Source organism: Pseudomonas sp. MWU13-2105 (genome assembly GCF_023242315.1).
Lineage (GTDB): Bacteria > Pseudomonadota > Gammaproteobacteria > Pseudomonadales > Pseudomonadaceae > Aquipseudomonas.
This window is the reverse complement of sequence record NZ_JALLIY010000007.1, coordinates 147,497-167,156: the sequence shown is the minus strand read 5'-3', so window position 1 is coordinate 167,156 and position 19,660 is coordinate 147,497. Positions and strand designations below refer to the sequence as shown.

The window sequence follows — 19,660 nt, the reverse complement described above, 5'->3', positions numbered from 1 at the left end:
CGGCCGGCACCCGTGACCTGACGAGTAACACGATGGCTGATTTACCGATCAACGACCTTAACGTCGCCTCCAACGAGACGCTGATCACTCCCGATCAGCTCAAGCGTGATATTCCCCTGAGCGAGGCTGCCCTGCGCACCGTGACCAAGGGTCGCGAGGTGATCCGCAATATTCTCGATGGCACCGACCACCGCCTGTTCGTGGTGATCGGGCCTTGCTCGATCCACGACATCAAGGCTGCCCACGAATACGCCGAGCGCCTGAAGGCCCTGGCCGCCGAAGTGTCGGACAGCCTGTACCTGGTGATGCGCGTGTACTTCGAGAAGCCGCGCACCACCGTGGGCTGGAAAGGCCTGATCAACGACCCTTACCTCGATGACTCCTTCAAGATCCAGGACGGCCTGCACATCGGTCGCCAGTTGCTGCTCGACCTCGCGGAAATGGGCCTGCCCACCGCCACCGAGGCGCTCGACCCGATCTCGCCGCAGTACCTGCAGGACCTGATCAGCTGGTCGGCCATCGGCGCGCGCACCACCGAATCCCAGACCCACCGCGAAATGGCCTCGGGGCTGTCCTCGGCCGTGGGTTTCAAGAACGGCACCGACGGCGGCCTGACCGTGGCGATCAACGCCTTGCAGTCCGTGTCCAGCCCGCATCGCTTCCTCGGCATCAACCAGGAAGGCGGCGTATCCATCGTCACCACCAAGGGCAACGCCTACGGTCATGTGGTCCTGCGCGGCGGCAACGGCAAGCCGAATTACGACTCGGTCAGCGTCGCAGTCTGTGAACAGGCGCTGGCCAAGGCCAAGATCAAGGCCAACATCATGGTCGATTGCAGCCACGCCAACTCCAACAAGGACCCGGCCCTGCAACCGCTGGTGATGGAGAACGTCGCCAACCAGATCCTCGAAGGCAACCAGTCGATTATCGGCCTGATGGTCGAAAGCCACCTGAACTGGGGTTGCCAGGCGATTCCCAAAGACCTCGCCGACCTGCAATACGGCGTGTCGATCACCGATGCCTGCATCGACTGGAGCACCACCGAAAAAACCTTGCGCAGCATGCATGCCAAGCTCAAGGACGTGCTGCCCAAGCGCCAGCGCGGCTGATCGCGGCACACAGAGACAAAAACGCCGGGCATTGCCCGGCGTTTTCATGTGTGTGTGCTGGACTCAGATCTTCGCGGCGTGCCGCTGATGACGTTCCATGTAACGCTCGACATAGGAACAGGAAGGAATCACCGTGTACCCCATCTGATCGGCATAGGCCAGCGCCTGCTCAGTCAGCGCCGCCGCAATACCCCGGCCACGCAAGGCGTTGGGCACGAAGGTCCGATAGATATCCAGGGTCTGCTTACCCAGGTCCATATAGGTCAGGTAGGCCCGATGACCGTCCACATTGGTCTCGAATTGATGACCTGCCTGGTCATGGTGGATGGACAACGCCTCGCTCATCACTACTCCTCGCGGGTCTTGGGTTCTGACCCTACCTTACATGTTTTTCCGGCGAAGGAACCACCCGGCTCAATACGAAAAATCGCTTCATCAGCCAAATAGCTACAAAGATCCTACGCCGCCCCGTGCCTGGTTGCACAACGAGAAGAGCCGACAGCTCCCGAACAAGTGGGCACCTCACAGATAGTAGGCGCCCTGCCTGCCCTGCTCAAGATACGCTCGTCATGTGGTCCGACCGGCCCATGGTAGCCCGACCGAACTGGCCCTATCGCTGGAAAACCTGAACAGCGGCTGAAGATTGCCGGAATGTTATGTTGTAAGACGAACAGTGCCTCTTAAAGTCACTTTTCAATTGGCAAAGATACCTCCCCACCCTGCTGGCGGTAGAAGCAAAGAGTCATTCGCCGCGACTAACGTGACGCTTGTATGAGCAGTGGACAGTCCCTCCGACTGGCACACTAGTGCAAATTTGACTAGTCCAAAGCGCCCGAATCGCGCCCGCTTGCTGCACATTTTTTATACAGAATCGTGAAAACTTAGCTGAAAACATTCTCTTCCAAAAATTTTTTTTGCTTCTTGCGCTACGTCAGTTTACTTACTACAAGTAATGGGTAGTATGTATGCCGACTATATCCCCACTCTGGGGAGATGGTTATTAATAGAAAGTCCTTGAAGGGGAACACGATGAACAACGTTCTGAAATTCTCTGCTCTGGCCCTGGCCGCCGTTCTGGCCACTGGTTGCAGCAGCGCATCCAAAGAAACCGAAGCTCGTCTGACTGCTACTGAAGACGCTTCTGCTCGTGCCCAGGCTCGTGCTGACGAAGCTTACCGCAAAGCTGATGAAGCTCTGGCTGCTGCTCAAAAAGCACAACAGACTGCTGACGAAGCTAATGAGCGCGCTCTGCGCATGCTCACTAAAGCAAGCAAGAAGTAATAACCCTTCGGGGTTGTTATCAAGCCGATCCATTAGTGGATCGGCTTTTTTGTGCCCGCCGGAAAAATCCGCCAGGCATAAAAAACCCGCCTGGGCCGCAAGGCCCAGGCGGGTCGTTAGAGCCACGCCTACTGCTGTAGATCGGGCGCGTTGGACACCATTGACGGTGCCCCCGGTATGGCGATTTCCGTCGGCAGGCCGTCTTCGGCGGCTACGACGTCACGCACCTCATCCCAATTGACCCGCAGGTTCTTCGCCAGGTCTTCACGCTTGAGCAGGGCATTGATCACCGCGGTGTGCTTGTCGACCACCGAAGGGTTGCCATTGTCGTCCAGCGGCGTATGGGCTTCGAGGAACACCTTGCCGCCGCTCACGCCGAACTTGTAGGCCTCGTTGATAATCCGCACCGAAGTGCCCACCGGGACCATGCCCGCCATCTCCAGCACGTTATTGTTGTACATGCGGAAGCAGCCATGGCTGGTCCGGGTACCGATACCGAACTTCATATTCGAACCATGGATCAGGTAGCCCGGCGTGCCCAGGGTGAATTTGAACGGGCCCAGCGGGTTGTCCGGACCGGCCGGCACCACGTTGGGCAGGGGATCGCCCTCGGCCGCGTGCTCGGCCTTGATCGAGGCCGGCGGGGTCCAGGTCGGATTCGGTATCTTGGCGGTAATGGTAGTGTGCGCGACCGGCGAGCCCCAGCCTTCGCGACCGATCCCCAGCGGGAAGGTGTAGACCACGTTGCGACCCTTGGGGAAGTAGTACAGGCGATACTCTGCCAGGTTGATCACGATGCCTTCGCGCGGCCCCGGCGGCAGGATGAAGCGGGTCGGCAGGACGATATCGGTCCCCGCGCCCGGCAACCAGGCATCGACGCCCGGGTTGGCCGCGACCATTTCCGAATAGCCCAGGTCGTAGGTGGTCCCGAGGTCCGCGAAGGTATCTTCGTACTTGGCCTTGATCACCTGGACCTGGCCGATGATATCCTCGCCGGGCGGAGGCAACGGCAGTTCCAGCGCCGAAACGGGACCTGCCACACAGAGGGCGGCAACAGACAGGCAACGGGTAACGGCGGGAAAGCGCGACAACATCCGAGACATCCTTCGCATAGATCGACGTGAGTAAATAGACAGCGATTGTACACCGACACCGCGCCGGCAAGGGAGACGGTGCACCGGGACAATCGTAACGAGACAGCTACGGTACAGGTTGCCGGTGCAGGAGCTTGCTTGCTTGCTTGCGATGGACCTCAACGCTGACGCGAAAAGCCTGCCTCCCCGCGTTGCCCTGACTACCATCGCGAGCAAGCTCGCTCCTACAACTCGAAGCGCAGTTCCGGCCAGATCGGTGGCGTACCGCGCTTCTGCGATTCGAGAATCGCCCGACACAGGGGACACAGGCGCTGATCGCGAAAAATCGAGCGATCCACCCCCGACCAGCGTGGCTGGGCCGGCAACAGCGTGCCGCAGAGCGTCCGATCGGCCGAACCGCCAAGCTCCAACTGCCGGGTGACCAGGTGCACGCGCACTTCCTGACAGGCGAACAGATCGAGCTGCTCGTCGGGTTCGATCAGTTGGTAGGCAAACAAGGACCAGGCGGGACGCTGCATCGAGGGCTCCAAATCGGGGGCGCCACCATAGCCGAAAGCCAGCCGCTAGAAAAGCTCAAAGCAGCGGTTTGAGCCTCGGCCAGACATTATCGAGCAACATCCCCTGGCCTGCGGGCGCCGGGTGAATCCCATCGGCCTGCATCAACTCGGGATGGCCACCGATACCCTCGAGGAAAAACGGTACCAGCGCGATGTTTTTTTCCGCGGCCAGCTCACCATAGACCCGGGCAAAGGCCTGGGTGTAGCGCGGACCGTAGTTGGGCGGAATCTGCATCCCGAGCAGCAGGACTTTTGCCCCCATGGCCTGGGACTTGTCGATCATCGATGCAAGATTTTGTTTCAATTGCGTAGGCAACTGCCCACGCAGGCCATCGTTGCCGCCCAATTCGAGCACCACCACCTGCGGCTTGTGCTCTGCAAGCAGCGCCGGCAGCCGCGCCTGGCCTCCCGCACTGGTGTCGCCACTGATGGACGCATTGACCACCTGGTCGGCAAAACCCTCGCTCTTCAGGCGCTTTTCCAGCAGGGCAACCCAGCCCACGCGGGTATCCAGGCCGAAACCTGCGCTGATACTATCGCCCACGATCAGCACTGTACCCGCCGCCGCGTTCTGGGCCATGCACATCAAGGCCAGGCCGGCACTCAAAAACCACACTCGCATCGGATTCTCCATGGGCGAAAGTATTCTCACCGCGCAGAACCTTAGCAAAGTGGTTCCCAGCGCGGAAGGTGAACTGACCATCCTGCACCCTTTGAGCCTGACATTGAACAAGGGTGACAGCCTGGCCATCGTCGGCGCCTCGGGCTCGGGCAAATCCACCCTGCTGGGCCTGCTCGCCGGGCTCGACCTGCCCAGTGGCGGCGAAGTCACCCTGGCCGGGCAGGCCTTGAGCGCACTGGACGAAGACCAGCGCGCGCGGATCCGCGCCGAACATGTCGGCTTCGTGTTCCAGAGTTTCCAATTGCTGGACAGCCTCAACGCCCTGGAAAACGTCATGCTGCCCCTGGAGCTGGACGGTCGCGGCGATGCCCGCGAACGCGCCCGCGACCTGCTCGAGCGGGTCGGCCTGGGCCAGCGCCTGACGCACTCGCCACGCCAGCTGTCCGGTGGCGAGCAACAACGGGTGGCCATCGCCCGGGCCTTCGCCGCCGAGCCGGACGTACTGTTCGCCGACGAACCCACCGGCAACCTCGACAGCCATACCGGCGAGCGCATCAGCGACCTGCTGTTCGAACTGAACCATGAACGCGGTACCACCCTGGTGCTGGTGACCCACGACGAACGCCTGGCCCATCGCTGCCGGCGCCTGATCCGTCTTGACGCCGGCCATCTGGTCGGCCCCCTGGAGCCTTGATGGCACGCCTGCCGCTGTTGCGCCTGTTCAGCCTCGCCACTCGCCAGCTCCTGCGCGACGCCCGCGCCGGGGAACTGCGGGTGCTGTTCTTCGCCTTGCTGGTGGCGGTCGCGGCCAGTACCGCGATCGGCTACTTCGGCGCGCGCCTGAACGGCGCGATGCTGCTGCGGGCCACCGAATTCCTCGCCGCCGACCTGGTACTCGACGGCACTTCCAGCGCCCGCCCGGAGCAGATCCAGACCGGTCGCGACCTGGGCCTGGCGCATGCACGGGCGGTCGAGTTCTCCAGCGTGATCGCCACCGACAACGGCATCCAGCTGTCGAGCATCAAGGCGGCGGACGAACACTACCCGCTGCGCGGCGAGCTCAAGAGCGCCGCCGCCACCTTCGGCGCCGAGACTGCCGGCGGCGGACCGGCCCCCGGCGAAGCCTGGGTCGAAGCGCGGCTGCTGACCGCGCTGGACCTGAAGATCGGCGACAGCATCGATGTCGGCCTGAAGACCCTGCGCCTGGCCCGGGTCCTGACCTATGAGCCGGATCGCGCCGGCAATTTCTACAGCCTGACTCCACGGGTGCTGATCAACCTCGCCGACCTCGACGCCACCGGCGTGGTCCAGCCCGGCAGCCGGGTCGACTACCGCGAGCTGTGGCGCGGCTCGGCCAACGCCCTGGCGACCTATCGCGAGCTGATCAAGCCCGGCCTGGCGGCGAACCAGCGCCTGCTCGACGCCCGCGACGGCAACCAGCAGATCGGCGGCGCGCTGGGCAAGGCCGAGCGTTACCTGAATATGGCCAGCCTGGTGGCGGTGCTGTTGTCCGGTGTCGCCGTGGCCCTCAGCGCCAGCCGTTTCGCCGCCCGGCGCTTCGATGCCAGCGCCCTGCTGCGCTGCCTCGGCCTGTCGCGCCGGGAAACCATGACCCTGTTCAGCCTGCAACTGGCAATGCTCGGCGTGCTCGCCAGCGTCAGCGGCGCCCTGCTCGGCTGGCTTGCCCAACTGGGCCTGTTCGCCCTGCTGCATGACCTGCTGCCCGCCGACGTGCCGCCGGGCGGGTTGATGCCGGCGCTCGCCGGTGTCGGTACCGGCCTGGTAGCCCTGGCCGGGTTCGCCCTGCCGCCCCTGGCCGCCCTCGGCCGGGTGCCGCCGCTGCGGGTCCTGCGCCGTGACCTGCTGCCGATCCCGGCCAGTACCTGGCTGGTCTACGGCGCGGCCTTGCTGGCGTTGGGCCTGATCATGTGGCGCCTGAGCCTGGACCTGCTGCTGACCTTCGCCCTGCTCGGTGGCGGGGTGATCGCCGCGCTGCTGCTCGGTGGCCTGTTGCTGCTGGTACTGCAAAGCCTGCGCCGACTGCTGACCAGGGCTTCACTACCCTGGCGCCTGGGCCTGGGCCAATTGCTGCGCTACCCGCTGGCGGCGGCCGGACAATCCCTGGCGTTCGGCCTGATCCTGCTGTCCATGGCGCTGATCGCCCTGCTGCGTGGCGAGTTGCTCGACACCTGGCAGAACCAGTTGCCGAAGAACGCGCCGAACTATTTCGCCCTGAATATCCTGCCGGCGGACAAGGACGGTTTCCGCGCTCACCTGATCCAGCTCGCGGCCACCTCGGCACCGATCTATCCGGTGGTGCCCGGCCGACTGGTCAGCATCAACGGCACCCCGGTGCAGGAAATCGTCAGCAAGGACTCCGGCGGCGACCGCGCGACCCAGCGCGATCTCAGCCTGACCTGGGCCGCCGACCTGCCGCCGGGCAATATCCTGACCGCAGGCAACTGGTGGCCGGACAAGCCCACTGGCGACATCCCCGGTGTCTCGGTGGAAGCCAAGGTCGCCCTGAGCCTGAAACTCAAGCTCGGCGATCACCTGGTGTTCAGCGTCGGCGGGGTCAACCGCGAGGCGGTGGTCAGCAGCCTGCGGAGCATCAACTGGGACAACTTCCAGCCAAACTTTTTCATGATCTTCCAGCCCGGCACCCTGCAGGACCTGCCGGCGACCTACCTCACCAGCTTCTACCTGGCCCCGGGTCACGACAAGGACATCGTCGAACTGTCCCGGGCCTTCCCGGCGGTGACCATCCTGCAAGTGGAAGCGTTGCTGGAACAACTGCGCAGCATCCTGGCGCAGGTGACCATTGCCGTGGAGTATGTGCTGCTGTTCGTCCTGGCGGCGGGCATGGCGGTGCTGTTCTCCGGCTTGCAGGCAACACTCGACGAACGCATTCGCCAAGGCGCGCTGCTACGGGCACTGGGGGCCGAACGAAAACTGCTGGTCAAGGCCCGGCGGATCGAGTTCGGCCTGCTCGGCGCGGCCAGCGGCCTGCTCGCGGCGCTCGGCGCGGAGTTGGTGAGCTGGGTGCTCTATCGGTTCGCCTTCGACCTGCCCTGGCACCTGCATCCGTGGCTGTTGCTGCTGCCGCTGATCGGCGCGCTGATGGTTGGCGGCGCGGGCGTGTTCGGCACCCGCCGGGCGCTGAATGTCAGCCCACTGACAGTGCTGCGCGAGGGCTGATAGACTCAATGCCTTGATTCGCCAAGGGATGCAGATGAGTCGTTACCGCCCACCCCGCACTGCCGGCACCGCCCTGATCACCCCCGAGGGCGAGGCCCGCATGCGCGCCGAGCTGCACGAGCTGTGGCATGTGCGCCGCCCCCAGGTCACCCAGTCGGTGAGCGAGGCGGCGGCCCAGGGCGATCGCTCGGAGAATGCCGAATACACCTACGGCAAGAAGATGCTGCGCGAAATCGACAGCCGCGTGCGCTTCCTGACCAAGCGCCTGGAAAGCCTGAAAGTGGTCGGCGAACGGCCCAGCGACCTGAACAAGGTATATTTCGGCGCCTGGGTCACCATCGAGGACGAGGACGGCAAGGAGTCGCGCTATCGCATCGTCGGCCCGGACGAACTGGACCTCAAGCAGAACCTGATCAGCATCGATTCGCCACTGGCCCGGGCCCTGATCGGCAAGGCGCTGGATGCGGAAATCCGGGTCATGGCGCCCACCGGCGAGCAGTTGGTATACATCGTCGCCATCGACTATCCCTGAATCCGCTGGCCTACCCGCCTAGCGCCGTGTGATCAAGCCCTGCCGTGCCACGCGGGTCAGTTGGCGGATCAGCGCTTCGGCGTGCTCGGCATCCGGCGCCTGGATCACCGCCAGGTCGAAGCTGTCATCGGCAAAGCGGGACAGCGAATCACCATCCTCGACGAACTGGATCAGGAAAGCCGAGGCACGGCCCTTGCGCCGTGGCCAGCCGTCGAGATAACGCAGCAGCGTGGGCTGATGTTGACCGCCGAGGAGGATTTTAGGGTTGCGTAAAGGCAGGCTCGCCGTAATCGGCGCAAGACGTACAACGGGGCGTGGGTTGTTCAAAGTGCGTGTCTCCGCCTCAACGATCTGCCGGGCAGGTGTGAGGCAACACCGAACCAGCGCTTTAGCGGTATTTCGAAGCCTGTCTCCGGCTTCTATCGGTAGTCTTTCGACCCACCTGGCGCCCCGCAAGTAGCTGTTTAAATCGGCGCATGTATCAATCCTAGAGAAGCCGGTAGCACGCTGTCAAGAATCCCCGACAACGAAAAAGCCCGCAAAAATACGGGCTTTTTCGTTATCTGGAAAGGAACAAACATCTTGAAAGCGCCGTGCCCCCTGTAGGAGCTGGCTTGCCAGCGATGACGGCGGGGAATGTGACATCGCAATCGCCGGCAAGCCGGCTCCCACAGGGTCTGCGTTACCGTCAAGATTCTATGAGCGGGCGATGGCCGCGTCCGCCGAAAGTTTGCCGGCGCCTTCGAGCATCACCGCGAACGTGCCGCCCAACAGGGCCAGGGCGAACTCATAACCGTTGTTGGCCATGAACAGACCGTTGTGGATATGCACCGAAAAAATCGCCACCAGCAGGGTGAAGGTCAAGCCCAGCGCGGCTGGACGAGCCAACAGGCCGATGATCAGGGCCAGGCCGCCGAAGAACTCGGTGCCGCCCGCCAGCAGGGCCATCACATGACCCGGTGCCAGACCGATGCTTTCCATCCACTGTGCCGTCCCGGCCAGGCCGTAGCCACCGAACAGGCCGAAAAGCTTCTGCGAACCGTGGGCGGCGAAGATGATCCCGACGAAAATCCGTAGGACAGTCAGGCCATAGCCGGCACGGGTGCTCAGAACGCGGTTGATCAAGGTGCTCATGGGTGAATCCTTTTCGTCGTAGGGGTTGATGGGCCTCATATTAATCAGTTTATAAAATACAAAAAGCGCAAAAATCTCGACAAACAAATCGATTTATTTGATCATTTACTCAAGGCCAGTTTCCGAGCATTCGGCTCCAGGGAGTCGCGTTCCCGATCAAACGCCAGGTAGTACTTGTTCACGCTGTTCACATAGTTCACCGCATTCATCCCCACCTGCTCCATGGCAATGCGCTCGACCTGGAAGAACCATTGGTTGGGGTTCAAGCCACGGCGGCGGGCCTCGGCGCGCATGCCCTGGACCCGCTCCGGGCCCATGTTGTAGGCCGCCAGGACAAAGGCCATGCGCTCGCGCTCATTGAGCTTGGGGCTGGCAAAGAACTTGCGCCGGATCAGCGCCAGGTACTTGGCCCCGGCCTGCACATTGTTATCGACATTCTGGATATTGCTCACGCCGACCCGCTGCGCCGCCGAGGGGGTGATCTGCAATAGCCCGGTCGCGCCGCTGGCGCCCCGGGCAGTGGGGTTCAGGGCCGACTCCTTGAAGGCCAGCGCCGCCAGGTTCAGCCAGTCGAGACCTTGGGCCTGGGCATGACGCTGCAGCACCGGGCGCAGCTTTTCCAGCTTCGCCCGATCGCTGCGGCTCAAGGGGTAATGCACCTGGTACAGGCGTCGATAGATGCGCAGAAACGCCGTGTCCTGGTCCGACGGGGGCTTGTAGGTCTTGAGGAAGCGGTCGATGCTCGCCCGCAGCATCGAGGCATTGTCGCGCACGAACCAGTGCAGTTGCCCCGGCTCGCTGACCAGCACCTGCTTGTCGAAACGCAACTTGGGCATGATCCGCGCCCAGCGTTCGGCGATCGGCTGCTCGACGACGGTCAGGTGAAAGATCCCGCCCTGGACCATCTCCAGCACATCCTCCGGCGCCAGGCTCGGGTCGACCCATTCGACCTTGACCGGCGGTAGCTTGCGCAACGCCAGCTTCTGGTTGATCTGGTTGACCGCCTCGCCCGCCGCGCTACCGGGAGTCAAGGCCAGGGTCCGGGCGGAGAGTTGCTCGAAGCGGCTAAAGCGTTTTTCGCCCTTGAGCCCCACCAGCAACAACGGCACCGTACTGCCCAGCGGATCGCTGGCGAGCACCGCGTGGCCTGGTTGGGCTTCGAGCAATTCTCCCGGCGCCACCAGATCGCCCTCCCCGCGCTGCAAGGCACCGAGCAGTTGGTCCTTGGCCTTGGGAATGATCTTCAGGGTGACTTCCTGATTGTCCCGGGCCTGGCTGTTGAGGAACTGCTCAAAGGCGCGCAACCGATGGTATTCGACACCGATGGTCTCGCCCTGGACCTCGCCGCTGCTGTTGCGGCTCTGGTTGACCAGCACCCGCAAGACCCGGCTGGCGCGAATCTCCGCGAGGTCGCGAACCTTGCCCGGCTGGACGATTTCCAACGGCCCGGCCAACCGCGCAAGCGCCGGCAACGGCAGCAGCAGGGACAGGCACAGCAGGAGCAACAGCGAGGGTCGCTTCTTCATCCGTTCTCCGGAAAGAATACTGCCCAGCCTCAGACAAGGTGGCCTGAAGTCGAACAACTGAAATCGAGCGTTTTTTCAACGCGAAAAGTGCGGAAGACTGGGTACGGCACCGAGGTCATGCCAACCGATGTTTTCTTCCGGCTTTAAGAGACAGTCATAACTCGTTGTAGTTCTTGATTTTTATTATAAATCTACAGCTCTGGTATGCTTTTCGGCCTGTGGCCTGAGGTAGCACCATGCAACTCATCGATATCGGCGTCAACCTGACCAACCCCAGTTTTGCCGGCAAACAGCAGGAAATACTCGATCGTGCCTATGCCGCCGGAGTCTGCCAACTGGTTGTGACAGGCACCAGCCTGGCGGGCAGCGAACAGGCGCTGGAGCTTTGTCGGGAGCGGGATCGGAGCGGCCAGCGGCTGTTCGCCAGCGCCGGTATCCACCCCCACTCCGCCAGTGACTGGACAGCCGAAAGTGCCGTTCGTCTGAAAGCCCTGCTGATGGAGCCGAACGTCTGCGCGGTCGGCGAGTGCGGGCTGGATTTCAACCGGGATTTCTCCCCGCGCCCGCAGCAGGAGAAAGTCCTCGAGGAGCACCTGGCCCTGGCCGTGGAGTTGCAGCGCCCGGTGTTCCTCCACGAGCGTGACGCCAGCGTCCGCCTACTGGAGATCCTGCGTGACTACCGCGACCGCCTGCCCGCCGCCGTGGTGCACTGTTTCACCGGCGAGCAGAAGGCGCTGTTCAGCTACCTCGACCTCGACCTGCATATCGGTATCACCGGCTGGATCTGCGATGAGCGCCGGGGTACACACCTGCAGTCACTGGTGCGGGAGATCCCCCGTAGCCGGCTGATGCTTGAAAGCGACGCGCCCTACCTGCTGCCGCGCAGCCTGCGGCCCAAGCCGAAGAACGGGCGCAACGAGCCGGCCTATCTGGGCGAAGTGCTCCGCGAAGTGGCCCTGCACCGCGGCGAAAGCCAGGAGGAACTGGCCGCGCATACCACCGCCTGTGCCCGAGCATTTTTCAATTTGCCAAACATCGACTGAAGCGCTATTGACACATATCAACAATCGCCTCCATAAGTAGCGGCACAATAATGGCACCTTGCCAAAAACTGTTTCCGCTCTATCAGGGAAGACCCCCATGCGTGCCTGGCTTAGCAACATCTCGCTGAAGTACAAGTTCTGGGCCGTGAACGCGGTCGCGTTTGTCACCACCCTGCTCCTGGTGTTGTACGCCGTGCAGCTTGAACAGCAGGCCCGTACCGACGCCTCGCGGAGCGCGGTCCAGGCCCAGGCCCGCCTGCTCGGCGCCTGGCCCGAAGGCAAGGCCTGGCCCGAGGCCGATAACCTGCTGGCGTTCAAGGCCGGCGAAACACCGACCCTCAAGGGCCAGATGCTGCCGCGCCTGAAGGACGCCAAGGGCTGGGTCGACTATGACTATATGCCGCTGTTCGGCGACAACCCGCTGCTCGGCGCGCAAGTGCTCGGCCATGGCGAACAACAGGTCGCCGTGCTCGCCTACGCGCCCAGCCTGGCCCAGGTGTTCAGCGAGCGTTTCGCCAACTACGCGGTGGCCGTGTTCATCCTGATGCTGGCGATGCTTTGTGCCTCGCAGTTGCTGATCCGCTTCCTGCTCAGCCAGCTCAATACCCTCAAGGACGTGATGCTTCACGTGGAGAAGACCGGCGACCTTGCAGCCCGCGTCCCCCTGGCCGGCAAGGACGAAGTCGGGCAAATGGCCAGCGCCTTTAATGCGATGCAAGCCGGCTATCAGCGGGTGGTCGGCACGGTGGCCCGCACGGCGGCGCAACTGGATGTCGGTGCCGCGCGCCTGGCTTCGAGCATGAACGACGTACGCCACGGCATGCTCGGCCAGCAAAGCGAAACCGACCAGGCCGCCACCGCCATCAACGAGATGTCGGCCACGGTCTATCACATCGCCCAGCACGCCGGCGCCACCCGTGACCTGTCGAAAACCGCCGACGACCTGGCCGGCAGTGGGCATGCGGTGGTCAGCCGCGTCCAGCAGTCCATCACCGGGCTGTCCAGTGGCGTGCAGCAGACGGCCGTGATGATCCAGCAACTGGCCGAGGACAGTCAGAAAATCAACAGCGTGGTCAGCGTGATCCACAGCATCGCCGAACAAACCAACCTGCTGGCGCTGAACGCGGCCATCGAAGCCGCCCGGGCCGGGGAAATGGGGCGCGGTTTCGCGGTGGTCGCCGATGAGGTGCGCAACCTGGCCAAGCGGGTGCAGACCTCCACCGACGAAATCACCACCATGGTCTCCGCTTTGCAGGCCGGCACCCGCGACGCCGTGGACTTTATGCAGGAAAGCTCGTTCAAGGCCGACGACTGCGTACAGCAGGCCCAGGAAGCCGGGGAGGCGCTGGCGCAGATCACCAGCGCGGTGGCCCAGATGCGTGAAAGCAACACCCAGATCGCCGTGGCCGCCGAACAGCAGAGCCAGGTGGCGGAGGAAATGAACCGGGCGGTGGTGAGCATCCGCGACGTGACCGAGAACACCGTGCAACAGACCGTGGACTCGGCCACTACCAGTCATGACCTGGCCAAGCTGGCGGGAGAGCTGAGCAAGGCGATTGGCCAGCTCAAACTATAGGATCGATAGGAAGAGTTGATTCGCGCCGGAGGTTGGCCGGGATTAATCTCTGTTCACCGACTACGCGAACAGAGGACACGATCATGGGCCAACGTCACCCCAACTTCCCCGCCTGGCAATGGCGGGTTGCCCCGCAAGCTTCGAACGATGGCACCCGCGAAGGCATGCAACTGCTGGCGCTGATCCTGTTCACGCTGTCCTTCCTGCTGGTGAGTTCCGGCGTGTTCGCCCAGAACCCGACCAACTTCGCCGTTGGCGTACTCGGCCTGGTGGCCGCCTTCAGTCTGCGCGGCAAAAGCCGGAGCCTGGCGTTGGAGGCCTGAGCCACTGCCGCTTGTGCAGGCGCTGGAGATTGACGCAAGCCTTGCCGGCCTCATCGCCGGGCCCCGCACCTGTGGGAGCCGGCTTGCCGGTGATGGCGCTACAATACCCGGCGCAGGCCTCAGCCAAACACGGTAACGGTCTGCCGGCTCAACGCAATCAAGCGCCCATCCGCGCTCCACAAGGCCGCCGCCACGTGGCCATAGCCATCGCGGGCATGTTCGATCAGCGCACGGTACTGGCACCAGTCCAGGGTATCGAGTTCCAGCAACGGCTGGACGAACTCGACTGTCCAGGTCAACGTACTGCCGGCCGCCAATTTACTCAGGTGCGACAACACGGCCGGCGGCCAGGCATCCACCAGCGCCAGCAGGTGCGCCTCGGTCAGCGGCTCTTGCCGGACATCCCCACGCAAACGTACCCAGCCCCCCATCTCACGGGATTTGTTGCCGGTAAACGGCATGCCGCCAATGCCCCAGCGCATCGCCAGATGACGCACGAATTCCGGCATCACCCCCGGGATATAGGGCGCCTCCGGACATTCATCCCAAAGCTTGAGCGACGGCGCCGGCTCGGCCGGCACGTCCACCACCGACTCCCGGGAAGCGCCGAAGCTGCCCTGCACCAGCGTCACCACCTGGCCGTTCTGCACCGCCCGACCGAGCACCTGGCTGACCGCCTTGCCCTCGCGCAGCACCTCGACTTCAAAATCGATCGGCACCCCTGGCTCAGCCGGCCCGACAAACGTGATCGCCAGCGAACGCACCGGCCGCCCGGTCGGGACCCGCGCGCGCATGGCTTCGTATTGCAGCGCCACCATCAGGCCGCCAAAAGTGGCCCGCCCCTGTCCCCACTCGGCGGGAATGCAAAGCCCCTTGGGTTCGCGACGAACCGCCTCGAGCAAATCTGAAAAGCGCATGCATACCTCGGCTGAAAAAAGTCCTGCCGAATAGTACCCAGCTCATCCAGGTCACACAGCACTCATACCGGCCAAAGCAGCCGCCAAACAGGCCGCCCCCTCAGCTGAAACAGGTCTCGCTCAAGCGGTCCAGCACCCGGTCGGCCCGGCTCTCGGCCAAGGTCATGGTCCTGCGCCAACCCGTGACACAGGATTGCAAGTCCGGTTCCTGTTCCGCCCGCAGCAGCCATTGCCAGCAGTCGTGCCAGTCACCCAGCGCTTCCTGGGCCGCCTTCAGGGATTTCAAGGCCGGGGCCGGCAGCCGGTTCAATTGCGGATAGGCTTCGGCGGCGTAACGCACGCGCTTGATCAACAGCCGCAAGCGATGACGGTCATGCAGCGGGTCATGCAAGGCTTCATCCAGCGCCGCCCACTGTTTTTCCAGACGCTTGTCGATGCGTTTATGCAGCTTCCTCAACAACCCCTGGTGCTGCGAAGCGCGGAGAAAACGCGGAAAGGCATCGAGCACGCCGAACAGCTGTTGCAACTCGGCACTGCGCGCCACGGCCCAGTAATCTTCGGACAACTGTTCCGTGCGCCGCGCCGCCGCCACATGATGCCCCTGCCGATGCAGGTAGGCGGCCAGTACTTCGCGGTCGCGAATCGGCGTGGTCAGGCGGCCGACCTGCTGCGCCGCCTGCTCGACCTGTTCGACCCCCGGCAAGCCACGCAACGGCCGCAACAGACTGCGCAGGCGCCGTACCGTGGTGCGCAGGTCATGCAGGCCCTCCTCGTCGGTCAGCGCATCGATGCGCGCATGACAGCTCAGCAACCGCACTTCCAGGCCTATGACCTCAACCACCAATTCATCCACCAGGGCAGACATTCGACACTCACTCCCAAATCGAACTTCCAAGACTGCGACGCAATGACCGCAACGCCTGTTGCAATGCACTCATCGACGGGCTCCGTCCAGCATAGCGCTGGGCCATGAAGCTCTGGATAAATGCATTGATATTTTCGGCCTGGCGCGGCAACTGCCGCGCCGCGCGCTCACCAAAAGCCTGCGCGCCTTCGCCCGGTTCGCGCACCAATCCGCGCCGCCGCAGCAGCTTCTCAAAGGCGGCGAACATCCGTAGCGACGGATCGGAGCGGGTCCGCCAGGGCCGCAGCAACACCAGCGAGAGCAGCCCCAGGATCAGCACCAGCCCGACCGGCAGGATCCAGGCCGTCAGGTCGCCGAACCAGCGCCCGAGCAATTGCAGTTGCTGTTCGCCCTGATAACCCAGGACCCGGCGCTGCCAAGCATAATTGAGATTATCCCAGCCTTGACGCAAATCATTGAGCCAGGTCAGGTGCTGGTAACGCAGCGGCGACAGCCGCGAGGCCCCGAGCATATCCTCGTCGGCCGCCAGGGCCTGCTCCAGTCCCTGGTCGATGCGCTGCGGGGCCACCGCATAGGTCGGATCGACACTGCGCCACCCCTGCCCGTCCAGCCAGTATTCGACCCAGGCGTGGGCATCGTACTGACGCACCGTGAGGAACTGCCCCGCCGGATTCAACTCACCGCCCTGATAGCCGGCCACCATCCGCGCCGGAATGCCCGCCGCCCGCAACACGTAGACCATGGCCCCGGCGTAATGCGCACAAAAGCCCTGGCGACTGTCGAACAGGAACGCGTCGATACTGTCGCTGCCCAGGGTCGGCGGCTTGAGGGTGTAGTAATACGGCTCGTCGTGAAAATGCTTGAGCAACGCCGCCACCAGCGCCTGGGGCTGTGGATAAGCCTGCCGCAATTGGGCCGCCCAGCGCCGGCTGCGCGGATCGCCCTGCTCCGGCAACTGCAAGGCCTGGCGCCGGGCACGTTCACTGAGCTGCGGATCGCGCAGCACCCGCGGCCAGGACTCGACCCGATAGAGCAATACCTGCTGCACCGGTCGCTGGCGCTGCAGCCGATAGTCCGCCAACTGGTGCACGTCCGCCTGATCGGTACGGGCCACATCCAGCGTCGGCAACCAGGGTTTGCCACTGGCCTGGAGGATGATGCCGTAGCGCCAGGACTCACCAGCGCCCTGCCATTTCGGTGCCTGGCTGTAGCTCACCGCCGGTGCCTGGCTCCAGCGCCGACCGTCGAATTGCTCTAGGGTCAGAGCCCGCCAGTACAGGTCGCGACGCGCCGGCATGGGACCATCGAAGCTGGCGCGAAAGGCCAGCTCCGCGGAACGCCCCAGCTCGGCCACATCTCCCGGCGACATGCTCTCGGACAGACCGCTCTGCGCCTTGTCGACGGCCAACGGCAACGACCACAGTGGCGCGATACGCGGAAAGAACAGGAACAGCAGGAGCATCAGCGGCAAGGCTTGCAGCAACAGGGTCATGGACAGTCGCAGGGTCGCCAGGGGCCGGGTCGTCGAACCTTGCTGCAAGCCGATCAGGGCCGCCAGCAAGGCCCCCACCGGCAACAGGCTGTAGAACGCCCAGGGCAGGCTGTCCTCGAACAGATAGGCCACCGCGACACAGAACAATCCGAGAAAAATCAGCACCAGGGCATCGCGCCGGGTGCGGGTCTCCACCAGCTTGAGGATGAACATCGCCACCAGCAGCACCGCCCCGGCGTCCAGGCCGATCAAACTGCTGCGCGAGAGCCAGATGCCACTGATGGTCACCAGCAGCAGGAGCAGTTCCATCAGGCGCCCGGGAAAACGTGCGCGCATGCGGTACACCTGGATGCGCCAGACCGTGCAGCCAAGCCACAGTGCGAGCATCCACGGCGGCACATGAAACCAGAACGGCAGCATCACCAACGTCTGCGCCAGCAGCAGCCAGACCAGGCTGGCGCGGGAGATCAGCGGCGCCGCGCTCATGGAGCTTTTCCGAACAGCGCCAGGGCCCGCAGGCAGGCTTCGCAATGGGCCGCGCCGCTGTCGCTGGGCAGCAACTGGTCGGGCAGGCGCAAGGAGAACGGCGTCTCACGGCGCGACAATTCCAGCACCCAATGACACAGGCGCGACAGACGCTGCTCGACATCCCCACCCAGGGCCAGGAAGTCCAGGCACAACTCACGGCCGTCGAGCCGGGCGAACTCCTTGATCAGCAGGCCCTGCCCGCGGGAGTAGGCTTTCCAGTGCAGGCGCCGCCAGGAGTCACCGGGCTGATAGACCTTCAACCCCTGATAGTCGTCGACTCCCTGGCCTTGGGCGCGCATGCCCTCTTCACGGTCATCGTCGGAAACCCTGGCCAGGGTCGGCAGTTCGCCCTCCAGGGGCTGTGGATAAACCAGCACCTTCTGGCCCAGGTCGAGCCGGCTCCAGGTCCGCAGGATCCCCAGCGGAAAACTGCTCTCGACGCCGATGCGCGGCGCATGCATCCAGCCACGCATCAGGGTCGGCCGATTCAACTCCAGTTCGCAGAAACCCGCTGCAGGCACATCGACGCGCTGCAAGACCTGCTTCGACCAGCCCAGGCCGATGGCCTGGTGGGCTTTCCCGGCACTTTCCAGGCGCACCAGAAAGCGCGCCTGCTCGCCGACAAACACCGCAGGCACCGTCCCGGCGCTGAGCACCAGCCCTTGCAGGTTGCGCCAGGTATGCAGGATCGCCACCACGAAGACCGACAGCAGCAGGAAGCACAGGGCGTAGGCCAGGCTGCTCTGGTAGTTGATGGCGACCATCAGGATCAGCGCCAACAGCGCGGCAAAGACTCCGCCGGCGCGATTGGGCATGATGAAGATCTGCCGCTGGCTCAGTTGAGTCCGCGTCGAGGGCGGCAGGCGCCGCACCAGCCAGGCCTGCCAGAACTCGCGCAGACGCCGGATCAAAGCGCCGGCACCTCACGCAGCAACCACTGCACCAGGGCGCCACCGCCCTGGCCGGCCGGATCGGCACGCTCGCGCAGGCGATGGCTGACCACCGAGGGCAATACCGCCTGGACATCTTCCGGGATCACATACTCACGCCCGGCCAACAGCGCCCAGGCCCGGGCGGCGGCGAGGATCGCCAGGCTGGCCCGGGGTGACAGGCCCCAGGCGAATTGCGCTTGATCGCGGGTCGCGCCGACCAGGCGCAGCACATAGTCCAGCAACGGATCGCTGGTACGCACCTGCCTGACCTGCTGTTGCAGTGCCGACAGTTCGGCATGGCTGAGGATCGGCTGCAACTTCGGCACCAGGTCACGCCGCGACACGCCTTGCAGCAAGGCCTTTTCCGCGGCCCGCGCCGGATAACCGAGGGACACCCGCATCAGGAAGCGATCGAGCTGTGACTCCGGCAGGGCGAAAGTGCCGCCCTGGCTGCTGGGGTTCTGCGTGGCGATCACGAAAAACGGCGACGGCAAGGGCCGGGTGGCGCCCTCGATGGTCACCTGGCCTTCCTCCATGGCTTCGAGCAAGGCGCTCTGGCTCTTGGGCGTGGCCCGGTTGATTTCGTCGGCCAGCACCAGTTCGGCGAAGATCGGTCCCGGATGGAAGACGAACAACCCGCTGTCCTTGTCGAACACCGAGGTGCCGAGGATATCGCTGGGCAACAGGTCGGAGGTGAACTGGATACGCTGGAAGCTCAGGCCAAGGACCTTGGCCAAGGTGTGGCTGAGAGTGGTCTTGCCCATGCCGGGCAGGTCTTCGATCAGCAGGTGACCGTTGGCCAGCAGGCAGGTCAGGGCCAGGCGAACCTGCGCATCCTTGCCCAACACCACCTGGTTCACGGCCTGCAGGCAGGCTTCCAGTTTACTGCGCATAGGCAGACATCCGAACTTGGGAGATGCCGAGGATACTA

General features: G+C 63.8%; 20 protein-coding genes. 8 read left to right on the top strand and 12 right to left on the bottom strand.

The annotated features are described in order from the left end of the window. The first annotated feature begins 32 nt into the window (after window positions 1-32). Window positions 33-1,109, top strand: a complete 1,077-nt coding sequence (locus M5B96_RS12250; RefSeq protein WP_248796947.1) for a 3-deoxy-7-phosphoheptulonate synthase — start codon at window positions 33-35, stop codon at window positions 1,107-1,109. Window positions 1,110-1,172: 63 nt separating this feature from the next. Here the strand turns inward: M5B96_RS12250 and M5B96_RS12245 are convergent, their stop codons facing one another. Further along, entirely contained in the window at window positions 1,173-1,454 is a 282-nt protein-coding gene (locus M5B96_RS12245) for a GNAT family N-acetyltransferase (RefSeq protein ID WP_040065473.1), read from the bottom strand. A gap of 684 nt (window positions 1,455-2,138) precedes the next feature. On the opposite strand from M5B96_RS12245, the gene M5B96_RS12240 reads away from it, so the two are divergent. Then, window positions 2,139-2,390, top strand: a complete 252-nt coding sequence (locus tag M5B96_RS12240; protein ID WP_248796946.1) for an Lpp/OprI family alanine-zipper lipoprotein — start codon at window positions 2,139-2,141, stop codon at window positions 2,388-2,390. Between the two features lie 128 nt (window positions 2,391-2,518). On the opposite strand, the gene M5B96_RS12235 is transcribed toward M5B96_RS12240, so the two are convergent. From M5B96_RS12235 to M5B96_RS12225, 3 genes are all read right to left on the bottom strand, one after another. Then, window positions 2,519-3,484, bottom strand: coding sequence for a L,D-transpeptidase family protein (locus M5B96_RS12235; RefSeq protein ID WP_248796945.1), 966 nt, complete (start codon window positions 3,482-3,484; stop codon window positions 2,519-2,521). A 224-nt stretch (window positions 3,485-3,708) separates the two neighbouring features. Further along, complete coding sequence (locus tag M5B96_RS12230; protein WP_191485136.1) at window positions 3,709-4,002, bottom strand: hypothetical protein; 294 nt, start codon at window positions 4,000-4,002, stop codon at window positions 3,709-3,711. A gap of 55 nt (window positions 4,003-4,057) precedes the next feature. Next, window positions 4,058-4,663, bottom strand: a complete 606-nt coding sequence (locus M5B96_RS12225) for an arylesterase (protein ID WP_248796944.1) — start codon at window positions 4,661-4,663, stop codon at window positions 4,058-4,060. Window positions 4,664-4,673: 10 nt separating this feature from the next. Between M5B96_RS12225 and M5B96_RS12220 the strand changes: the two genes are divergently transcribed. Genes M5B96_RS12220 through greB form a run of 3 tightly spaced genes read left to right on the top strand, consistent with a single transcriptional unit; the run spans window position 4,674 to window position 8,393 of the window. Continuing rightward, window positions 4,674-5,357, top strand: a complete 684-nt coding sequence (locus M5B96_RS12220) for an ABC transporter ATP-binding protein (protein ID WP_248796943.1) — start codon at window positions 4,674-4,676, stop codon at window positions 5,355-5,357. Beyond that, entirely contained in the window at window positions 5,357-7,861 is a 2,505-nt protein-coding gene (locus M5B96_RS12215; RefSeq protein WP_248796942.1) for an ABC transporter permease, read from the top strand. Before M5B96_RS12220 ends, M5B96_RS12215 begins: the two co-directional genes overlap by 1 nt. 34 nt (window positions 7,862-7,895) lie before the next feature. Next, window positions 7,896-8,393 (top strand): transcription elongation factor GreB, encoded by a 498-nt coding sequence (gene greB, locus M5B96_RS12210; protein WP_248796941.1) that lies wholly within the window; start codon window positions 7,896-7,898, stop codon window positions 8,391-8,393. 18 nt (window positions 8,394-8,411) lie between these two features. On the opposite strand, the gene M5B96_RS12205 is transcribed toward greB, so the two are convergent. From M5B96_RS12205 to M5B96_RS12195, 3 genes are all read right to left on the bottom strand, one after another. Continuing rightward, window positions 8,412-8,720, bottom strand: a complete 309-nt coding sequence (locus M5B96_RS12205) for a class I SAM-dependent methyltransferase (protein ID WP_248796940.1) — start codon at window positions 8,718-8,720, stop codon at window positions 8,412-8,414. A 369-nt stretch (window positions 8,721-9,089) separates the two neighbouring features. Then, entirely contained in the window at window positions 9,090-9,527 is a 438-nt protein-coding gene (locus M5B96_RS12200) for a DoxX family protein (RefSeq protein ID WP_248796939.1), read from the bottom strand. 101 nt (window positions 9,528-9,628) lie between these two features. Then, entirely contained in the window at window positions 9,629-11,053 is a 1,425-nt protein-coding gene (locus M5B96_RS12195) for a transglycosylase SLT domain-containing protein (protein WP_248796938.1), read from the bottom strand. 236 nt (window positions 11,054-11,289) lie between these two features. Between M5B96_RS12195 and M5B96_RS12190 the strand changes: the two genes are divergently transcribed. From M5B96_RS12190 to M5B96_RS12180, 3 genes are all read left to right on the top strand, one after another. Continuing rightward, window positions 11,290-12,096 (top strand): TatD family hydrolase, encoded by an 807-nt coding sequence (locus M5B96_RS12190; RefSeq protein WP_248796937.1) that lies wholly within the window; start codon window positions 11,290-11,292, stop codon window positions 12,094-12,096. Window positions 12,097-12,193: 97 nt separating this feature from the next. Further along, window positions 12,194-13,672: a methyl-accepting chemotaxis protein gene (locus M5B96_RS12185; protein ID WP_248796936.1), complete on the top strand. Its 1,479-nt coding sequence runs from the start codon at window positions 12,194-12,196 to the stop codon at window positions 13,670-13,672. 83 nt (window positions 13,673-13,755) lie between these two features. After that, complete coding sequence (locus M5B96_RS12180) at window positions 13,756-13,995, top strand: terminase (RefSeq protein WP_248796935.1); 240 nt, start codon at window positions 13,756-13,758, stop codon at window positions 13,993-13,995. 119 nt (window positions 13,996-14,114) lie between these two features. On the opposite strand, the gene M5B96_RS12175 is transcribed toward M5B96_RS12180, so the two are convergent. The 5 genes from M5B96_RS12175 to M5B96_RS12155 form a co-directional block, all read right to left on the bottom strand. Next, the gene (locus M5B96_RS12175) at window positions 14,115-14,912 is read right to left on the bottom strand and encodes an acyl-CoA thioesterase (RefSeq protein WP_248796934.1); all 798 of its coding nucleotides are present in this window, start codon (window positions 14,910-14,912) and stop codon (window positions 14,115-14,117) included. 100 nt (window positions 14,913-15,012) lie between these two features. After that, window positions 15,013-15,777 (bottom strand): CHAD domain-containing protein, encoded by a 765-nt coding sequence (locus tag M5B96_RS12170; RefSeq protein WP_248796933.1) that lies wholly within the window; start codon window positions 15,775-15,777, stop codon window positions 15,013-15,015. A gap of 7 nt (window positions 15,778-15,784) precedes the next feature. Beyond that, the gene (locus tag M5B96_RS12165) at window positions 15,785-17,755 is read right to left on the bottom strand and encodes a DUF3488 and DUF4129 domain-containing transglutaminase family protein (protein WP_248796932.1); all 1,971 of its coding nucleotides are present in this window, start codon (window positions 17,753-17,755) and stop codon (window positions 15,785-15,787) included. Beyond that, window positions 17,752-18,708: a DUF58 domain-containing protein gene (locus M5B96_RS12160; RefSeq protein ID WP_248796931.1), complete on the bottom strand. Its 957-nt coding sequence runs from the start codon at window positions 18,706-18,708 to the stop codon at window positions 17,752-17,754. Before M5B96_RS12160 ends, M5B96_RS12165 begins: the two co-directional genes overlap by 4 nt. Beyond that, window positions 18,705-19,622 carry an AAA family ATPase gene (locus M5B96_RS12155; RefSeq protein ID WP_248796930.1) on the bottom strand — a complete coding sequence of 306 codons (918 nt, stop codon included), beginning with the start codon at window positions 19,620-19,622 and terminating at the stop codon, window positions 18,705-18,707. Before M5B96_RS12155 ends, M5B96_RS12160 begins: the two co-directional genes overlap by 4 nt. Window positions 19,623-19,660: the final 38 nt, after the last annotated feature.

Coding starts and splice junctions, on each gene's coding strand:
- M5B96_RS12200 (WP_248796939.1), bottom strand. CDS start 9,527: ATGAGCACCTTGATCAACCGCGTTCTGAGCACCCGTGCCGGCTATGGC.
- M5B96_RS12185 (WP_248796936.1), top strand. CDS start 12,194: ATGCGTGCCTGGCTTAGCAACATCTCGCTGAAGTACAAGTTCTGGGCC.
- M5B96_RS12235 (WP_248796945.1), bottom strand. CDS start 3,484: ATGTTGTCGCGCTTTCCCGCCGTTACCCGTTGCCTGTCTGTTGCCGCC.
- M5B96_RS12155 (WP_248796930.1), bottom strand. CDS start 19,622: ATGCGCAGTAAACTGGAAGCCTGCCTGCAGGCCGTGAACCAGGTGGTG.
- M5B96_RS12215 (WP_248796942.1), top strand. CDS start 5,357: ATGGCACGCCTGCCGCTGTTGCGCCTGTTCAGCCTCGCCACTCGCCAG.
- M5B96_RS12165 (WP_248796932.1), bottom strand. CDS start 17,755: ATGAGCGCGGCGCCGCTGATCTCCCGCGCCAGCCTGGTCTGGCTGCTG.
- M5B96_RS12245 (WP_040065473.1), bottom strand. CDS start 1,454: ATGAGCGAGGCGTTGTCCATCCACCATGACCAGGCAGGTCATCAATTC.
- M5B96_RS12240 (WP_248796946.1), top strand. CDS start 2,139: ATGAACAACGTTCTGAAATTCTCTGCTCTGGCCCTGGCCGCCGTTCTG.
- M5B96_RS12250 (WP_248796947.1), top strand. CDS start 33: ATGGCTGATTTACCGATCAACGACCTTAACGTCGCCTCCAACGAGACG.
- M5B96_RS12230 (WP_191485136.1), bottom strand. CDS start 4,002: ATGCAGCGTCCCGCCTGGTCCTTGTTTGCCTACCAACTGATCGAACCC.
- M5B96_RS12195 (WP_248796938.1), bottom strand. CDS start 11,053: ATGAAGAAGCGACCCTCGCTGTTGCTCCTGCTGTGCCTGTCCCTGCTG.
- M5B96_RS12170 (WP_248796933.1), bottom strand. CDS start 15,777: ATGTCTGCCCTGGTGGATGAATTGGTGGTTGAGGTCATAGGCCTGGAA.
- M5B96_RS12180 (WP_248796935.1), top strand. CDS start 13,756: ATGGGCCAACGTCACCCCAACTTCCCCGCCTGGCAATGGCGGGTTGCC.
- M5B96_RS12220 (WP_248796943.1), top strand. CDS start 4,674: ATGGGCGAAAGTATTCTCACCGCGCAGAACCTTAGCAAAGTGGTTCCC.
- M5B96_RS12190 (WP_248796937.1), top strand. CDS start 11,290: ATGCAACTCATCGATATCGGCGTCAACCTGACCAACCCCAGTTTTGCC.
- M5B96_RS12175 (WP_248796934.1), bottom strand. CDS start 14,912: ATGCGCTTTTCAGATTTGCTCGAGGCGGTTCGTCGCGAACCCAAGGGG.
- greB (WP_248796941.1), top strand. CDS start 7,896: ATGAGTCGTTACCGCCCACCCCGCACTGCCGGCACCGCCCTGATCACC.
- M5B96_RS12225 (WP_248796944.1), bottom strand. CDS start 4,663: ATGCGAGTGTGGTTTTTGAGTGCCGGCCTGGCCTTGATGTGCATGGCC.